Origin of the sequence: Paenibacillus sp. MAEPY2, from assembly GCF_000499205.1 — a bacterium.
GTDB classification, from domain to species: Bacteria; Bacillota; Bacilli; order Paenibacillales; family Paenibacillaceae; genus Paenibacillus; species Paenibacillus vandeheii.
Window position 1 is genome coordinate 329,031 of the sequence record NZ_AWUK01000010.1, and the last position, 15,007, is coordinate 344,037.

The window sequence follows — 15,007 nt, forward strand, 5'->3', positions numbered from 1 at the left end:
AAATATATACATAGAGACAGGAGCTGGATAACGAAGTGAGTGATAACCAAGTGCTGTCAATTGAAGGCTTGCGGATGAGGTATAACGGCCGTTATGTGCTGAATGGTATTGATCTGGAAGTGAATCGGGGCGAAATGATCGGATATATCGGCCCGAACGGTGCGGGTAAAAGCACGACGGTCAAGATTTTGCTCGGACTGGTTGAGGGGTATGTGGGTACGGTTCGGATTTTTGGCAAGGATATCGCGGACGGTGACGTGGAATATAAGCGCAGAATCGGTTATGTGCCAGAAGTGGCGGAATTATACGAACAATTAACCCCGGCAGAGTATCTGACGTTTACCGGAGAATTGTATGGGTTGTCCTATGAAGATGCCGATTATAAGGCGAAATTGCTGATGGACTGTTTTGGACTGGAGAAATCATATCATTCCCGCATCGCTTCCTTCTCCAAAGGCATGCGTCAGAAAGTGCTGCTGATCTCCGCGCTGCTGCATGACCCGGATCTGTTGTTTCTGGATGAACCGCTCAGTGGACTGGATGCTAACAGCGTGATGGTCGTGAAGGAGATTTTGACGCAGCTGTCTGCCAAAGGCACAACCATATTCTATTCGTCACACATCATGGATGTGGTGGAGAAGATCAGCAGCCGAATCGTCCTGATTGCCGAAGGTCGCGTGATGGCGGATGGTACGTTCAGGCAGCTTCAGCAGCAATCCATGGAGGGTTCACTGGAGGAAGTATTCAATCAACTGACGGGCTTCAATGAGCATCAGGCGATTGCGGAACGCTTTGTGTCCATCGTGCAGGAGGAGGTGTACTGATATGGCGGAATCCTCCGACTTTCGCACGCTGAAGATTCTGGATCGTTTTCGACATATCATCGCCAGAACAGGCGCGGATTATGATGTGCTGCGTCTTATTCTACGGGTGAAATTTCAGATGGATCAACGCAGGGTGCCGACGGTATTGTCAGCGCGTAATGGCAATAAGGAGCAGAAAGAAGGCAATCTGTATTTGCGTTCCCTCTGGTTATACGCACTGATGGGGCTGATTTTGGTTCCTTTTGTGATTTGGGATACGGGGCACTATATGCTTCAGATGGGTCTTGTGGCCGCCATGCTGATGTTTATGATCATGACATCCATGATCTCTGACTTTTCTTCGGTATTACTCGATATTCGGGATCGTAATATCATCATGACCAAGCCGGTAAACGGACGTACCGTTGGTATGGCTCGTGCCATCCACGCAGGCGTCTATCTGCTGCTGTTGACAGGTTCCCTGACGGCTGGGCCGCTGGTAGCGGGATTGATTGCCCACGGAATCGGATTTTTCCTGCTTTTTCTGGTGGAGCTAATTCTGATAAATATGTTGATTCTGGTGACCACGTCCCTGATCTATCTATTCATGATGAAGTTTCTGGATGGCGAGAAGCTGAAGGACATGATTAATATGGTGCAGATCCTGCTCTCCATCGGGATTGCCGTAGGTTATCAGCTGGTTATACGATCGTTCAGCATTATCGATTTTAATATGGTGTTCACACCTGCCTGGTGGCAGTTGTTGCTGCCTCCGGTATGGTATGCAGCGGCATTTGAGCTGCTGTTCGGCGGTGGTGGAGGCGCCTGGCTGTATGTTTTCTCGGCGCTTGCATTGATTGTGCCAATGGTAAGTCTGTTGGTGTACGTGAAGCTGATGCCTTCCTTTGAATTGTATTTGGAGAAAATGGCACATGCAGGTCAAGCCTCTGGACGAAGACGTGGGGGATGGGATCGCATCATGGCGAAGGTATTCTCTCGTTCGAGAGAAGAACAGGCGTGTTTTCGGTTGTCTGCCAGTATGATGCGAAATGAGCGGGAATTTAAGCTCAAGGTGTATCCGTCCATGGGATTATCCTTCGTATTGCCGTATGTGTTCTGGTTCACCGAACTACAGAATTCCACATGGGCAGAGTTCAGAGAAAGCTCTTTCTTTTACACGCTGTATATTGTTCTCTTACTGATTGTGACGGTGGTAACCATGCTGAAGTACTCTGGACAATACAAGGCGTTTTGGACGTTCCGGGCGGCTCCTCTGGCTAATGAGAGCGTGCTATATAGCGGAGCGCTGAAGGCTTTCTTATGCAATATGTTTCTGCCCGTATTTATATTAAACGTTATTGTATTTGTGTGGACCTTTGGTCTACGGATTCTCCCTGATCTGGTCATTATATTGTTGGTAGCAACTGCACTTATTCCGTTGTCTGGAAGGCTGCTGCTGCGAAAACCGCCGTTTTCCCAATCTTTCAGTGTGGCCGGGCAGAGTGACGGCTGGCTCATATTTGCCTTCTTTCCTCTAATGGCACTGTTATGGGGATTACATGTATTCATCCGCACCATACCAGCAGGGATCTGGATTTATACTGGGCTTCTGGTGGTGACCAATGTGCTGTTCTGGACGATGCTGCATCGCCATCGGGTGAAGCGAGCACCTGTAACGGTTGAAGGGTAATGCAGTAGCGGTTGAGGTTCCATGATGAAGGTTGGAAGATGAACGCGTTAAGATAAAGTTGCTTTAAGCCACTCCGGGTCATTGAACCGGAGTGGCTTTTTTACGGTTTTCAAATTCTTTCAGGTTCTCTGGGGCGCTATGCTGGATCTTAATGATGGAGAAAATGAAATGACCAAAGTAACCGTAATCTCCATTTAGGAATATGGATCGCTGGAGACATTGGAGTGTAGTGTTCAATTAGTTGATCAATCGGTATGTTAAGCTTGGGATTTCCCGCTTTGCAGGACAGCTTCTGCGAGTTGATCGGCTGCATCTGCTGTAGATATGGCAGACTGCTTCGCTCTCGCATAGACCTTGGATAGCGTGCCCGCAATCCCCGCCACCTTTTGGCGGATCAGGTCGGGCCCCGCGCCCTCCAGCTCGCAGGCGGTGCTGATGATTCCGCCTGCGTTGAGCACATAGTCAGGCGCGTACAGTATGCCGCGCGCCCGCATGCGGCGAACAACCAGCTCCCGCTCACTGAGCTGGTTGTTCGCCGCCCCGGCAACGATGGAGCAGCGCAGCTCCTCCACCGTTGCCGGGGTCAATACGCCCCCTAGGGCACAGGGGGCGAACACCTTGCAGTCAGCGGCGTGAATATGGGCCGGATCGGCCGAAATGGCGCCGCTGAACTGCACAAGGGCACGTTGTACACGTTCGGGTACAACGTCTGCCACGATGAGCCGTGCCCCGGCTGCATGCAGGTAACGGCACAGGGCATACCCGACCTTGCCCAGTCCCTGGACGGCAACGGAAATGCCCTGCAAGGCGCCGATGCCCTGGTGACACAGCGATGTCACAATGCCGGTATACACACCGTAGGCGGTCATCTCGGCTGTGAAGTCATCCTGTGCGCCAAGCGATCCGGTCGTATCCGTCACATGGGCCGTTTCCAGCCGGATCTGATCCATGTCCGCCGCCGTAGTGCCTAGATCAAGCCCAGTGACATAGCGGCCGTTCAGTCTTTCCAGAGAACGACCAAGCGCTCGGAAAATCGCTGCACGTTTGGAGGCTTGTAAGCTCAAGGCGATGCTATCCGAAGGTTCCGGATCTCTATTTGTACGTATCACGGAAGTATTTAACGGTCCGTCATTTATGTTGTTTCCGATATCTTTTTTCGTTCCTGCTTCGATTCCCGCAGCCTCTTGACCCCCATGTGTTTGCCCCTTGGTTTTCTCGTTATTTTTCTTGAGGATTTCGCTGCCTGGACTGTTGCCACCTGTTATACCTCTCAGCTCGGTTGGCACATCCCATACCACAGCTTTACCACCACCATATGGCAGGCCGGATACCGCCGATTTGTAGGTCATGCCTTTGGCGAGTTTGATGGCGTCCCGAACAGCGTCCTCTTCCGATGCATACGTCCAGCAGCGACATCCTCCAAGTGCGGGACCCAGTACCGTACTATGAATGGCAATGACGGCTTTGAGCCCGCTGCGTGGATCATGGCAAAATATGAGTTCTTCCATAGCTTCCCGTTCCATCTCGTGCCACAACTGCATGGCCTTTCCCCCTTTTAGTAGCCGTCGTTTCGCGAATCTGCTGCCTAACATTTCGTTCTCATTGCTGATGACTCAGCATATTCAGTCCCGCAGGTTTTCGCCCCTGGGTCTCAGGCCGGGTTGATAATGAGCAGAAAGGGCTCTATAATGGCAGTTCCGGCATGCCTGTGGGCAGAAAATGCAGCCGATTGTTATTCAACCGTTTAAAATGACCGTATAACGTCCAATGATGGAGATAGAGTAGACGTACAGACGCGTAAATGACGTGCAGAGGAAACGGAATGAAGGCGCACAACAAACAGCCCGTTCCGGTGTGAAAGTCAGGAAAGAGGGATGGCGATTGTTTAAAATACTGGTATTTATCTTTTTAATCCAGATTGTGTATGTATCCGCGTATACACTTCGGATGATTTTGACGCTCAAAGGACAGAAATATATTGCTGCGCTCATCAGTATGGGCGAGATTGTAATCTATGTACTTGGCCTGAATTTGGTACTCAAATATCTGACTCAGCCTTCTGCGTTGATTGTGTATGCCGTTGGTTACGGGCTAGGGGTACTGCTGGGTGCCTGGATTGAAGAGAAGATTGCGCTCGGTTACGTTACCGTTAAGGTGATTTGTAACCAGATGGGCGGGGATGTGGCGAATGCCTTGCGGGATAGAGGCTACGGTGTTACCGCCTGGGTTGGCAGTGGGCGTGACGGAGATCGACTGGTTATGGAGATTTTGGCGAAACGCAAAAACCAGAAACTGCTGTATCAGACGATTCTGGCGCTGGATCCCAAAGCATTTGTCATTACCGTCGAACCCAAACAGTTCCATGGCGGGTTCTGGACACGTTCGATCAAAAGATAATTAAGGAATATTCGAGATAATAGTAAGCCCCTTCGGGGGCTTTTTCTCATGTACATAAGTTGAAATTGGAATGCTCCAGGTTAAATTGGGTGTTGTATATCGGCTGATGTCAAGATCACGAAACGACCTGAGATAAGGATTATTGTCGTAATCGCTTCCAGCATTTACATTGAGGACATGTCCTTCGTGACATGCGATGGCAGAGATGGACGTGCGTAATCATTATCATTAGGGAGGAATGGTTTTATGAAAAGCAAGATTCGAACATGGTGCAGTGCAGCACTGGCTCTGACGTTGGGTTTTACCCTCCTGTCTGGACCGATAAGTGTACAGGCAGCGGGAAATGCAGATTACAATCTTACAGGTTTCTCCCAAGGGAATACGGGTGGAGGCACCATCAGCGAATCGGATACGTCCAAGTATAAGAAGGTGTACAATGCAACGGATCTGGCTGCCGCTCTGAAAAAGAATTCCGGTGTCAAAGTCGTCGAGATTATGAACGACCTGAACTTGGGATGGAATGAAATTCCGAGCGCTGCTCAGACCTCGCCTTTTGCCAAGCATAATGATGCACTGACTCACCCCGTGCTGAAACAAACGGGCGTCAGCAAGCTGACGATCGACAGCTTCAATGGCCTGACCATTTTCTCAGCCAATGGGGCCAAGATCAAACATGCGGCCTTCAGCGTCAAACGCAGCTCCAACGTCATCATCCGCAACCTTGAATTCGATGAATTATGGGAATGGGATGAATCAACCAAAGGTGATTATGACAAAAACGACTGGGATTACATTACCCTTGAAGAGAACAATAACGTATGGATTGACCACTGTACATTCAATAAAGCCTATGACGGGCTTGTCGACTCGAAAAAAGGAACCAGCGGTGTGACCATCTCCTGGTCCCTCTTCAAAGGAGATGACGGCAGCTCGAACAGCTGGGTCACCCAGCAGATTAACGAGTTGGAAGCGAATAAGGCTTCCTATCCAATGTACAACTACCTGCGCAGCAGCGCTGTTGGGCTCAGCAAAGCCGATATCATTGCCATTTCGTCTCCTCAGAAAAAAGGCCATCTGGTTGGTTCGACCAGCTTCGAATCAGCTAACGCCAATCTGTCCATGACCCTGCACCATAACCTGTACAAGGATATTCAGGATCGGATGCCGCGTCTGCGCGGAGGAAATGCGCACGCCTACAATATCGTGATGGATGCGACTGGGGCACGTGCGGCCAAATCCAGAATCACTTCTGCAATGGCAACGGCGATTTCGTCCAAAGGGTACCATTTTGATATTATCGGTAATGGAGCGATCTCCACCGAAAGCGGCGCAGTGCTGGTCGAAAAGTCGGTGATCAAAGACGTGCAGTTCCCGGTCCGCAATAACCAGACAGATCCGGCCGATGCCACATATACCGGTAAAATTCAGGTGACGGACACGATGTATTCCCTGGATGGAAGCTCATTCCGTGGAAACAGTGATACGTCCGGCAGTCCGCTTAGTCCGGTTCCGGCCGCAGTGAAAGCTTTTTCCTGGAACGGATTCTCTTCCCTTCCTTACAGCTACACTACGGATGATCCAGCGACGCTGAATGCACGTCTTACCGGTTCAAGCGGAGCAGGTGCGGGCAAATTAACCTGGTCCAAAGACAACTGGCTGAAGACGAGTTACTAGGTTACAACAAGAGTAGGGTGTTGAAACGAGTGGCCGTGATCTACAGGATTCCTGCTGCTTCCTCGTTTTTTCATAAGCAAAGAGTGCTCCTGCAGCCATAATGGCCGGGAGCACTCTTTTTGTATAAACAGGGAAACCCTGTTTCTTTTTAGATAGACGCTTCCTCCGAAAGGGCTGGTGCAGCACTCACCGAGTCACGATAAATGATGTTGCCCTTCACGTGTACGCGACCGAAGCTGCGACTCGGGTTATCAATCTTTTTGAGCATGGAATGAACCGCGGTCCGCGCCATCTGTTCCACATCCACCTCAACCGTAGTTAATTTGGGTTCGGAAAGCGTGGCATAGATATCATTATCGAATCCAACGACGGAGCATTGTGCAGGCACCTGGATACCCAGGGAAGTCAGTTTCTGAACGAGCAAATGAGCGACCTGATCGCAGTTGCATACAAACGCCGTTGGCAGCTGTTCCGGCAGATCAATTTCAATAAACGTACCTCGCTCATCGCGGTCATTAAGCACAAGATTTTGATCCATCGGCAACCGATGTTCCAGCAATGATTTGTAATAGCCGAGGAATCGGTCCTGAATGCTGCTGGTAGAATAGAGATTCCCGACATAAGCGATACGGCGGTGTCCCTGTTGAACCAGAACGTTGGTCAGCTCATAAGCAGCGTAAAAGTTATCAGTGACGACAGAATCGATATCCGAATGCTCATCGTAGAAATCGAGAAACATTTTGGGAACGTCCATCGACTGGACCAGCTCGATATATTCTTTACTGATCTGTCCAAGCACAATGAAACCATCCACCTTGTTGTCACTATAGAGCTTCGGCAGAATTAATTCCTCTTCGTCCTCAACATTCAAAATATGAAGAATACCGTAGTACCCCTGATCCTCCAGATGTTTGGTGATGCGCTGGAATACACGTACATAGAACGATTGGGTAGGCCCGGTAAAACGCTCCGGGATAATAACGCCAATATTATGAGTCAAGCCTTCCTTCATTGAACGGGCCGCAGCATTATATCGATAGCCCATCTGAACGGCAAGCACTTTAATTTTTTCCTTTAATTCGCCACTGACGCCATCTTTATCATTTAATGCTTTCGAGACCGTCACACTGCTAACTCCGAGCTTGTCGGCGATATCCCGCATGGTGATATTGTTCTTCAGCTTTGGTCGCCTCCTTCAAGCCGGTTTACGTACAATGTGCTGTCATTATGGTTAGCGCTTCCTTCAAATCATAACAACAATCCATATTAGTATACATCGTTACCCACATGGAATAAAGAAATTCTGGTTAGCGCTCCGTTAATTTTTCACATGCTGCATTTTCCGTTGAAGGCTATTCGTCGGATTTAAGCCATCTGCTTTTGGAGAAGCTTCTCATTCCGCTCAATCAGATCCCCGCGCTGGCTGGCGCAATCCAGGGAACGATACGGATCGGCCGGGGTATTAAAGGTGTAATCGACCAGTTTATCAAGCGTTGTAGTAGCTACATGACAGCGGGTATCACTGGACGCGTAATAGATGAAGACCACACCCTGTTCGTTGACTACTGCACCATTGCAAAAAATAACATTGGACACATCACCTACGCGCTCATCGTCATAAGGAGCAATGAAGTGTCCGCCCGGCTTGGCGATGATACGTGCCGGATCATTCAGATCCGTGGCGAACGTGTACAGCACATAACGCAGCCCAGCTGCAGTGTTGCGTACCCCGTGGGCAATGTGAATCCAGCCGCGATCCGTCTTGAGCGGAGCAGGACCCTGACCATTTTTCACTTCATATACCGTATGATATTTGCGTTCATCGATAATGGTTTCTTCATCAATAACTGGATTCAGAATATCATCGCACAGACCAAAAGCGATCCCGCCACCGCTGCCAGTGGAGATAAATCCATCTTGTGGACGTGTGTAGAACGCATATTTGCCATCCACGAATTCCGGGTGCAATACAACATTCCGCTGTTGAGGGGAGTTGGTCGTGATGTTGGGCAGACGCTCCCAGCTGACCAGATCACGCGTCCGGACAAGTCCGGCCTGGGCTACGGCACTGGATGTATCAAAAGCTGGAGCTTCCGGGTCTTTACGTTCTGAACAGTAGATACCGTAGATCCAGCCATCCTCGTGCTGTACCAATCGCATATCATACTGGTTGGTCTCGTCGGCATCGATATCTTCCCATACTAATGGTTTGCCTTTGAAGCGGAATCCGTCAATGCCGTTATCACTCTCAGCCAGGGCAAAGATGGATTTGCGGTCCAAGCCCTCGGTTCGGATGACCATCACATATTTACCGTTGAAATAGATGGCCCCCGGATTAAGCGTAGCGTTAATGCCCAGACGCTCCATGAAGTGGGGATTTGTCGTTTCATCCAGATCAAATCTCCAGTGCAGCGGCACATGATGGCGTGTGATTACCGGATATCGGTACCGATCATAAACGCCATTGTAGAAGGTGGGATCAATTTCATTTTGACGCGTAAGCAGCTGCTCCTGTTGCTCCAATAATTCATTGTATTTGGGGTGTATCATCGTTATCCCATCCTCTCAATTAGTTCAATGCAGAATCGGCTATTGTGATACGGGCATTTCCACGGTCCGGCGATTTCATTTTGATCCGGTGTACCGTTCCCGTCTACTGACCAGTACCACTCCCCGCCAGCACGGTGATCGATAATATGTTCCTTCGTATATGTCCACAAACGTTCCACTCTCTCCAGAAACAACGGATCACCTGTACGCTGATAGGCGTTGTAGAAGCCGACCATCGCCTCGGCCTGAACCCACCAAATGCGCGTCTCATCTACAAGGTCACCCTCTTGTTCATTCAACAGCGAACCGTCTGTATTCACGGCCACATTGGAAATGTTATAGGCAATATCCGTAACCATTGCGGAATACTCCGGGTGTTGATCCAGACCTAGCACTTTCAATGTTTCGTCGATCAGCCAGCTGGCTTCAATGTCATGCCCGAACGAGCGCAGATTGATAATGGAATTCCACTGTTTGTCGAAAAACACCCCGAGAAACTTCGTGTCTTTGTCATACACTCGTTCATACAAAATCCCAAGCAGGCGCTCCAGCGCCGCTTTCACCTGCGGATCCGGCCATACGCGGTAGAGCGTGGTGTAGGCCTCCAGCACATGAATATGCGTATTCATTGTGTAATCCGCAATCACACCATTTTCGCTCAGCATTTCATTGGGCTGTTCATTCCAGAAGCGGTCGAATTGTTCCTTGTATGCAGGTAATTCGGCATTCAGGCCTTGATCCTCAATCAGGGCAAAAAGCGTTTTCGCTAGTTCCAAAGCTGATGCATCCCCGGTTGCGCGATAGTATTCACTTAGTGAATACACTCCAAAGGATTGCGTATATACATGTTTACTTGTGTCCAGCGGTTCCCCTTTGGCATCCACCATCCAGTACAAGCCTCCATGCTCGGCATCCAGCACATGATCCGCAAGAAAACGGTAAGCGTGTTCGGCGTGATCCCGCCAGATTTCATTTCCGGTAACGCGGTATGCTGCTGCAAAGGACCAGAGCTGCCGTGCCGTGGCGATGCCGCCTTTGGGAGCGAGGCGATCCACCTGAAGGTCATTGCCGACCCGGCCATAGAAGCCGCCGTTGTTATGATCTTTGAGGGCAGACCAGAATGGCAATATATGTGCTTCCCAGTGTTCCTTTATTTCCGTTTTGATGTCATTCGTGTAAGTCATAAGTTAGGGCTCCTTCAAAGTACAGGATTCGAATTAATTTAAGTTATCGTTAACTTTATTAAATAATATTAGTGTCGGATAATAGCATTGTCAACGAGTCGTCAAAGAAAAACTTTTTGTTAAGTAATAAATAATTTAATTGACAGGTAAGCGTTACCATAATAAAATTCATTTTGTAACCTTAACGATAACTTAAATTAACTTAGAAAAGGGGTAGAATCAATTGAGAAAAAACAAAGGTTGGATACTGCTGCTTACCATGCTACTCATTACTTCTCTGCTCGCAGCTTGCTCTTCCGGCGGTGGCTCTTCACAGGCAGGAGAGGAAATTAGCACAGATCCGGCGGACATCAAGGGTGAAATTACCGTCCTTACGCAGCGTACAGATATTGTGGATACCGTGTTCAAAGACTATGCTGCGGAGTTCAATAAGGAATACCCGGATGTCAAAGTAAACTTTCAGGCACTGGCCGACTATGAGGGACAAGTGAAGATCCGTATGAGCACCAAGGATTACGGCGATGTGCTGATGATCCCCACCAGCGTACCAATTGCGGACATTCCGGATTTTTTTGAACCGCTGGGCACGTACGATGAGCTGAAAGATAAGTACACAGGCATTGAGGAACGTATGGTGGACGGTCAGGTATATGGCATTCCAACGGTTATTACGTTCTCCGGTATCATTTATAACAAACAGGTATTCAAAGATGCTGGCATTGCGGAAGTTCCGAAAACACCCGAGCAATTCCAGGCTGCGCTTCAGTTGGTCAAAGATAATACAGATGCGGTTCCACTGTACACCAACTATGCATCCGGCTGGGCTTTGACACAATGGGAAGCGGATCTGCCGACGGTTGCAGGCAGTGTCGACTACGTTAACATTGATCAACCGAATACGGATGAGAACTTTGTGGCTGGCAAGCCGCACTACGAGTTGTACAAAGTGCTTTATGATGCAGCCAAAAATGGCTTGATCGAGAAAGATCCAACGACAACCGACTGGGAAAGCTCCAAGGCGGATCTGGCGAATGGCAAAATTGCAACGATGGCACTAGGATCATGGGCAATTACACAAATTCAAGGTTTGACGGATACACCGGATAACATCGGATTCTTGCCATTCCCTACGAATGCAAGTGATGTGGTCGTTCCGCTGGCGGCAGACTATAACATTGGCATGAACGTAAACAGCGAGAACAAACCTGCTGCGAAAGCCTGGATTGACTGGTTCCTGGCCAAATCGAACTACGCGGTTGAGCAAGGTGGAGGCATGAGCGCAGACAAAAATGCTGAATTGCCACCCATTCTGGACCAGTACAAAGATGTTCAATTTTCCACACTGACTCCAGCCAAAGAAGGACAGGAAGGTCTGGTTGACAAAATCGACAACGAAGGCGAGATCGGTCTCTGGCAGCCTGACTTTAAGAAACGCATTATCGAAGCAGGCATCGGTAACCGCAGCGAATCGTATGACGACATCATGAAGGACCTGAATGACAAATGGGTGAAAGCGCGGGCAGAACTCGCGAAATAAGCCAGTTACGGCGGATGGGTCGGCCAATAAAGACACGATATATGTGGCCGACCACCGTTGACATGCAGCGAAATACCGGGTACTGGATGGAGTCTTCTTTTGATATAAAAGCGGCAGAACCGCTTGGAGGTGTGGAGAGCATGAAATACTTGAAGATTTCGAATTGGGGCTATTCAGCGCAACGCATATTTATTATCTGTGCCTTCTCAATGATTCCGCTGGCACTGCTGTTCACGTTTGCTTATTTACCGGTCATTAACATGTTCAAATACAGCTTCACGGATTGGAACGGATATAGCAAAAGGTTTGATTATGTCGGATTTGAAAACTACACGCGGATATTCAGTGACCCTGAGTATTTTAAAGTGTTTATTGTCAGTCTGTATTATTTTGTGGCTACCTTCGTACAAATGGGTCTGGCCCTCTACTTTGCAACAATTCTGAGCTTCAAAATCCGCGGCAAAAACTTTTTCAAAGGCATATTGTTCTTCCCTTATCTGCTGAATGGCGTGGCCATCGGATTTATCTTCCTCTTTTTCTTCAAACCAGATGGCACCCTCGACACACTTATGCAGGCCGTAGGGCTTGGACAATACACCCAGCTCTGGCTGGGGAATCCGAACATTATTAACGTGTCGCTCGCGGGCGCATCGGTATGGAGATACATGGGCTTTAACTTCATCATCTTCTTGGGTGCGATCTCATCCATTCAGAAGGATGTTTATGAAGCTTCGGATATTGACGGGGCCAATCGCTGGCAGCAGTTCCGGCATATCATCCTGCCGAGTATTACGCGCATCCTGCAGCTCAACCTGATTTTGGCGATTAGCGGCGCAATCAGTGCGTTCGATATTCCATATATTATGACCGATGGTTCCAATGGCAGTGAGACATTTGTCATTCAGACCGTTCACTTGGCATTCAAGTACGGCAAGCTGGGCTTGGCATCGGCGATGGCTGTTGTGCTGCTGTTTATTGTCATTCTTGTTACGCTGGTTCAGCGTGTCACCATGAAAGGGGAGGAATGAACGTGCACCAATTCAAATACACCCTTGCGAGCATCTTCAAATATGCTTCACTCATTCTCGCCGCGTTCATTGCGTTGGTACCCATCGTTGTGGTGCTGTTTGCATCGCTCAAAACCAATGCCGAATATGCGACCAGCAGTCCGCTTGCCCCACCTGCCAACTGGCTGAACTTTGCGAACTATACGAAGGCTTTTGTGGACGGCAACATGCTGGTCGGTTTCAAAAATACAATTATCATCCTGATCATCTCCATCGTGGGTGCCACTTTAACAGGTTCCATGATCGCGTATGTGCTGGATCGTTTCAAATTTAAGGGCAAAAAAATTATGGTCGCAGCTTTCCTGCTCGCTACCCTCATTCCGAGTGTCACAACACAGGTAGCCACTTTCCAGATCATCAACGCACTCGACCTGTTCAACACCCGCTGGGCGGCCATTGTAATGTACCTGGGTACAGATATCATTGCGGTGTATATTTTCCTGCAATTTCTGGGCTCCATCTCCAACGCACTGGATGAATCCGCCATGCTGGATGGCGCATCCTACTTCACGATCTATTGGAGAATCATTCTGCCACTGCTGAAACCGGCGATTGTAACGGTCATTATCGTGAAGGGCGTCAACATCTACAACGACTTCTACACGCCGTTCCTGTACATGCCCAAGACAGACTTGCAGGTCATATCCACGGCTCTTTTCAAATTCAAGGGACCGTTCGGATCACAGTGGGAGGTTATCAGCGCAGGGATTATGATCGCCATCATTCCAACGATGATCATTTTCCTGCTGCTACAGAAGTACATCTACAACGGCTTCGCACAAGGCTCGGTTAAATAAAAAACGAAGGCTATATGAAATTAATATGAAAATACACAGGAACGGAGAGGGCAGAAAAAACCTGGAGAAACGGAGTGTTCGCCTAAAAGCTTTCTGAAAGAAAGCTCGCTCCGTAAGCATATGCTATCACCGGATTTTACCCTTTTCATGAGGGAATCAAAAAATCTGGGGATAACAGCGATCGGAAGGTTGTTCTGCCATCGGAGTGGACTCGTGTAAGTTTAACAGTTTATTTCATATAGCCTACCACCGAAGGGAGAAATGAAACGATGACAGTTGTCGATACGAAACACGTACACATTGTTGGGGATGCATTGCCGAATATACCTTGGGAGGATAAACCGGAGGGAACAGAAGGACCGGTCTGGAGACACTCAGCCAACCCAGTCGTGCCGCGTAATCCGGTCAAGGGAGTTGCCCGTATTTTCAACAGTGCAGTCGTTCCTTATGAAGGGAAATTCATCGGGGTATTCCGCGCCGAAACGATTAACGGACGTCCGCACCTGCATATGGGATCGAGTGAGGATGGGCTGGAGTGGAGTATCGAAGAGGAACGCATTGCCTTTGTGGATGAAAACGGCGATGCCTTCATGCCGAATTATGCATATGACCCACGTCTGGTAAAAGTGGAAGATACGTATTACATCATCTGGTGTACCGATTTCTACGGCGCTGCACTTGGTTTGGCGAAAACCGACGATTTCAAAACGTTTGTGCGTCTCGAAAACCCGATGCTGCCGTTCAACCGCAATGGCGTGTTGTTTCCACGTAAAATCAATGATAACTATGTGATGTTGTCCAGACCAAGCGACAGCGGACATACGCCGTTCGGGGACATTTTCCTCAGTGAAAGCCCGGATCTTGTGTATTGGGGCAAACACCGTCATGTCATGAGCAAAGGCGGTCAAGGCTGGTGGCAATCGGTCAAAATTGGCGGCGGTCCTGCTCCGATTGAAACATCCGAAGGTTGGCTGATGTTCTACCACGGTGTAACTGGTACGTGCAATGGTTTTGTTTATAGCATGGGTGCGGTCATTCTGGATCTGGATGAGCCATCAAAAGTAAAATATCGTTCCTCTAACTTCGTGCTGACACCGGAAAAATGGTATGAGGAGCAAGGCTTTGTGGACAATGTCATCTTCCCGTGCGCCACATTGCATGATGCGGAGACAGGACGGATCGCCATCTATTATGGCGCAGCCGACACCTACGTTGGTGTGGCGTATACAACCGTCGAAGAGATCGTGAACTACGTGATTGAGACAGACGAAGTCATTGCCGGAGACCGTGAGGAAGGAAAGCTGTAAT

The 15,007-nt window shown here is 49.0% G+C and carries 12 protein-coding genes and 1 pseudogene; 8 read left to right on the forward strand and 5 right to left on the reverse strand.

Features of this window, described 5'->3' with window-relative positions; all coding sequences use genetic code 11:
- The first annotated feature begins 35 nt into the window (after positions 1–35).
- A complete protein-coding gene (locus P364_RS0108925) occupies positions 36–824 on the forward strand; it encodes an ABC transporter ATP-binding protein (RefSeq protein ID WP_024629790.1) in 789 nt (262 codons plus the stop codon).
- 1 nt (position 825) lies between these two features.
- Positions 826–2,493, forward strand: coding sequence for a hypothetical protein (locus P364_RS0108930; protein ID WP_024629791.1), 1,668 nt, complete (start codon positions 826–828; stop codon positions 2,491–2,493).
- 257 nt (positions 2,494–2,750) lie between these two features.
- Here the strand turns inward: P364_RS0108930 and P364_RS38690 are convergent, their stop codons facing one another.
- Together P364_RS38690 and P364_RS38695 are read right to left on the reverse strand one after the other, a co-directional pair.
- A complete protein-coding gene (locus P364_RS38690; RefSeq protein WP_442952277.1) occupies positions 2,751–3,443 on the reverse strand; it encodes a Glu/Leu/Phe/Val dehydrogenase family protein in 693 nt (230 codons plus the stop codon).
- 342 nt (positions 3,444–3,785) lie between these two features.
- A pseudogene (locus P364_RS38695) lies at positions 3,786–4,034 on the reverse strand (Glu/Leu/Phe/Val dehydrogenase dimerization domain-containing protein); the annotation flags it as partial.
- A 340-nt stretch (positions 4,035–4,374) separates the two neighbouring features.
- Between P364_RS38695 and P364_RS0108940 the strand changes: the two are divergent.
- Together P364_RS0108940 and P364_RS0108945 are read left to right on the forward strand one after the other, a co-directional pair.
- The gene (locus P364_RS0108940) at positions 4,375–4,890 is read left to right on the forward strand and encodes a DUF2179 domain-containing protein (protein ID WP_024629793.1); all 516 of its coding nucleotides are present in this window, start codon (positions 4,375–4,377) and stop codon (positions 4,888–4,890) included.
- A gap of 246 nt (positions 4,891–5,136) precedes the next feature.
- The gene (locus P364_RS0108945) at positions 5,137–6,564 is read left to right on the forward strand and encodes a pectate lyase family protein (protein ID WP_024629794.1); all 1,428 of its coding nucleotides are present in this window, start codon (positions 5,137–5,139) and stop codon (positions 6,562–6,564) included.
- Between the two features lie 148 nt (positions 6,565–6,712).
- On the opposite strand, the gene P364_RS0108950 is transcribed toward P364_RS0108945, so the two are convergent.
- The 3 genes from P364_RS0108950 to P364_RS0108960 form a co-directional block, all read right to left on the reverse strand.
- Positions 6,713–7,726, reverse strand: a complete 1,014-nt coding sequence (locus P364_RS0108950; RefSeq protein WP_052016554.1) for a substrate-binding domain-containing protein — start codon at positions 7,724–7,726, stop codon at positions 6,713–6,715.
- 203 nt (positions 7,727–7,929) lie between these two features.
- The gene (locus P364_RS0108955; RefSeq protein ID WP_024629796.1) at positions 7,930–9,114 is read right to left on the reverse strand and encodes a glycoside hydrolase family 130 protein; all 1,185 of its coding nucleotides are present in this window, start codon (positions 9,112–9,114) and stop codon (positions 7,930–7,932) included.
- 2 nt (positions 9,115–9,116) lie between these two features.
- Entirely contained in the window at positions 9,117–10,298 is a 1,182-nt protein-coding gene (locus P364_RS0108960; RefSeq protein WP_029880852.1) for an AGE family epimerase/isomerase, read from the reverse strand.
- 223 nt (positions 10,299–10,521) lie between these two features.
- Here P364_RS0108960 and P364_RS0108965 point away from each other — a divergent pair, with 223 nt between their 5' ends.
- The 4 genes from P364_RS0108965 (at position 10,522) to P364_RS0108980 (ending at position 15,006) form a co-directional block, all read left to right on the forward strand.
- Entirely contained in the window at positions 10,522–11,835 is a 1,314-nt protein-coding gene (locus tag P364_RS0108965; protein WP_024629797.1) for an ABC transporter substrate-binding protein, read from the forward strand.
- A 140-nt stretch (positions 11,836–11,975) separates the two neighbouring features.
- Positions 11,976–12,863, forward strand: coding sequence for a carbohydrate ABC transporter permease (locus tag P364_RS0108970; RefSeq protein ID WP_029880853.1), 888 nt, complete (start codon positions 11,976–11,978; stop codon positions 12,861–12,863).
- The gene (locus P364_RS0108975) at positions 12,860–13,699 is read left to right on the forward strand and encodes a carbohydrate ABC transporter permease (RefSeq protein ID WP_379437339.1); all 840 of its coding nucleotides are present in this window, start codon (positions 12,860–12,862) and stop codon (positions 13,697–13,699) included. The genes P364_RS0108970 and P364_RS0108975 overlap by 4 nt, the downstream gene beginning before the upstream one ends.
- Positions 13,700–13,968: 269 nt before the next feature.
- Entirely contained in the window at positions 13,969–15,006 is a 1,038-nt protein-coding gene (locus P364_RS0108980) for a glycoside hydrolase family 130 protein (protein WP_024629800.1), read from the forward strand.
- Position 15,007 lies beyond the last annotated feature (1 nt).

Bases quoted from the DNA above. Each gene is read 5' to 3' on its own strand.
- P364_RS0108930 (WP_024629791.1), top strand. From the start codon at position 826: ATGGCGGAATCCTCCGACTTTCGCACGCTGAAGATTCTGGATCGTTTT.
- P364_RS38690 (WP_442952277.1), bottom strand. From the start codon at position 3,443: ATGGATCAGATCCGGCTGGAAACGGCCCATGTGACGGATACGACCGGA.
- P364_RS0108945 (WP_024629794.1), top strand. From the start codon at position 5,137: ATGAAAAGCAAGATTCGAACATGGTGCAGTGCAGCACTGGCTCTGACG.
- P364_RS0108950 (WP_052016554.1), bottom strand. From the start codon at position 7,726: ATGCGGGATATCGCCGACAAGCTCGGAGTTAGCAGTGTGACGGTCTCG.
- P364_RS0108955 (WP_024629796.1), bottom strand. From the start codon at position 9,114: ATGATACACCCCAAATACAATGAATTATTGGAGCAACAGGAGCAGCTG.
- P364_RS0108960 (WP_029880852.1), bottom strand. From the start codon at position 10,298: ATGACTTACACGAATGACATCAAAACGGAAATAAAGGAACACTGGGAA.
- P364_RS0108970 (WP_029880853.1), top strand. From the start codon at position 11,976: ATGAAATACTTGAAGATTTCGAATTGGGGCTATTCAGCGCAACGCATA.
- P364_RS0108975 (WP_379437339.1), top strand. From the start codon at position 12,860: ATGAACGTGCACCAATTCAAATACACCCTTGCGAGCATCTTCAAATAT.
- P364_RS0108980 (WP_024629800.1), top strand. From the start codon at position 13,969: ATGACAGTTGTCGATACGAAACACGTACACATTGTTGGGGATGCATTG.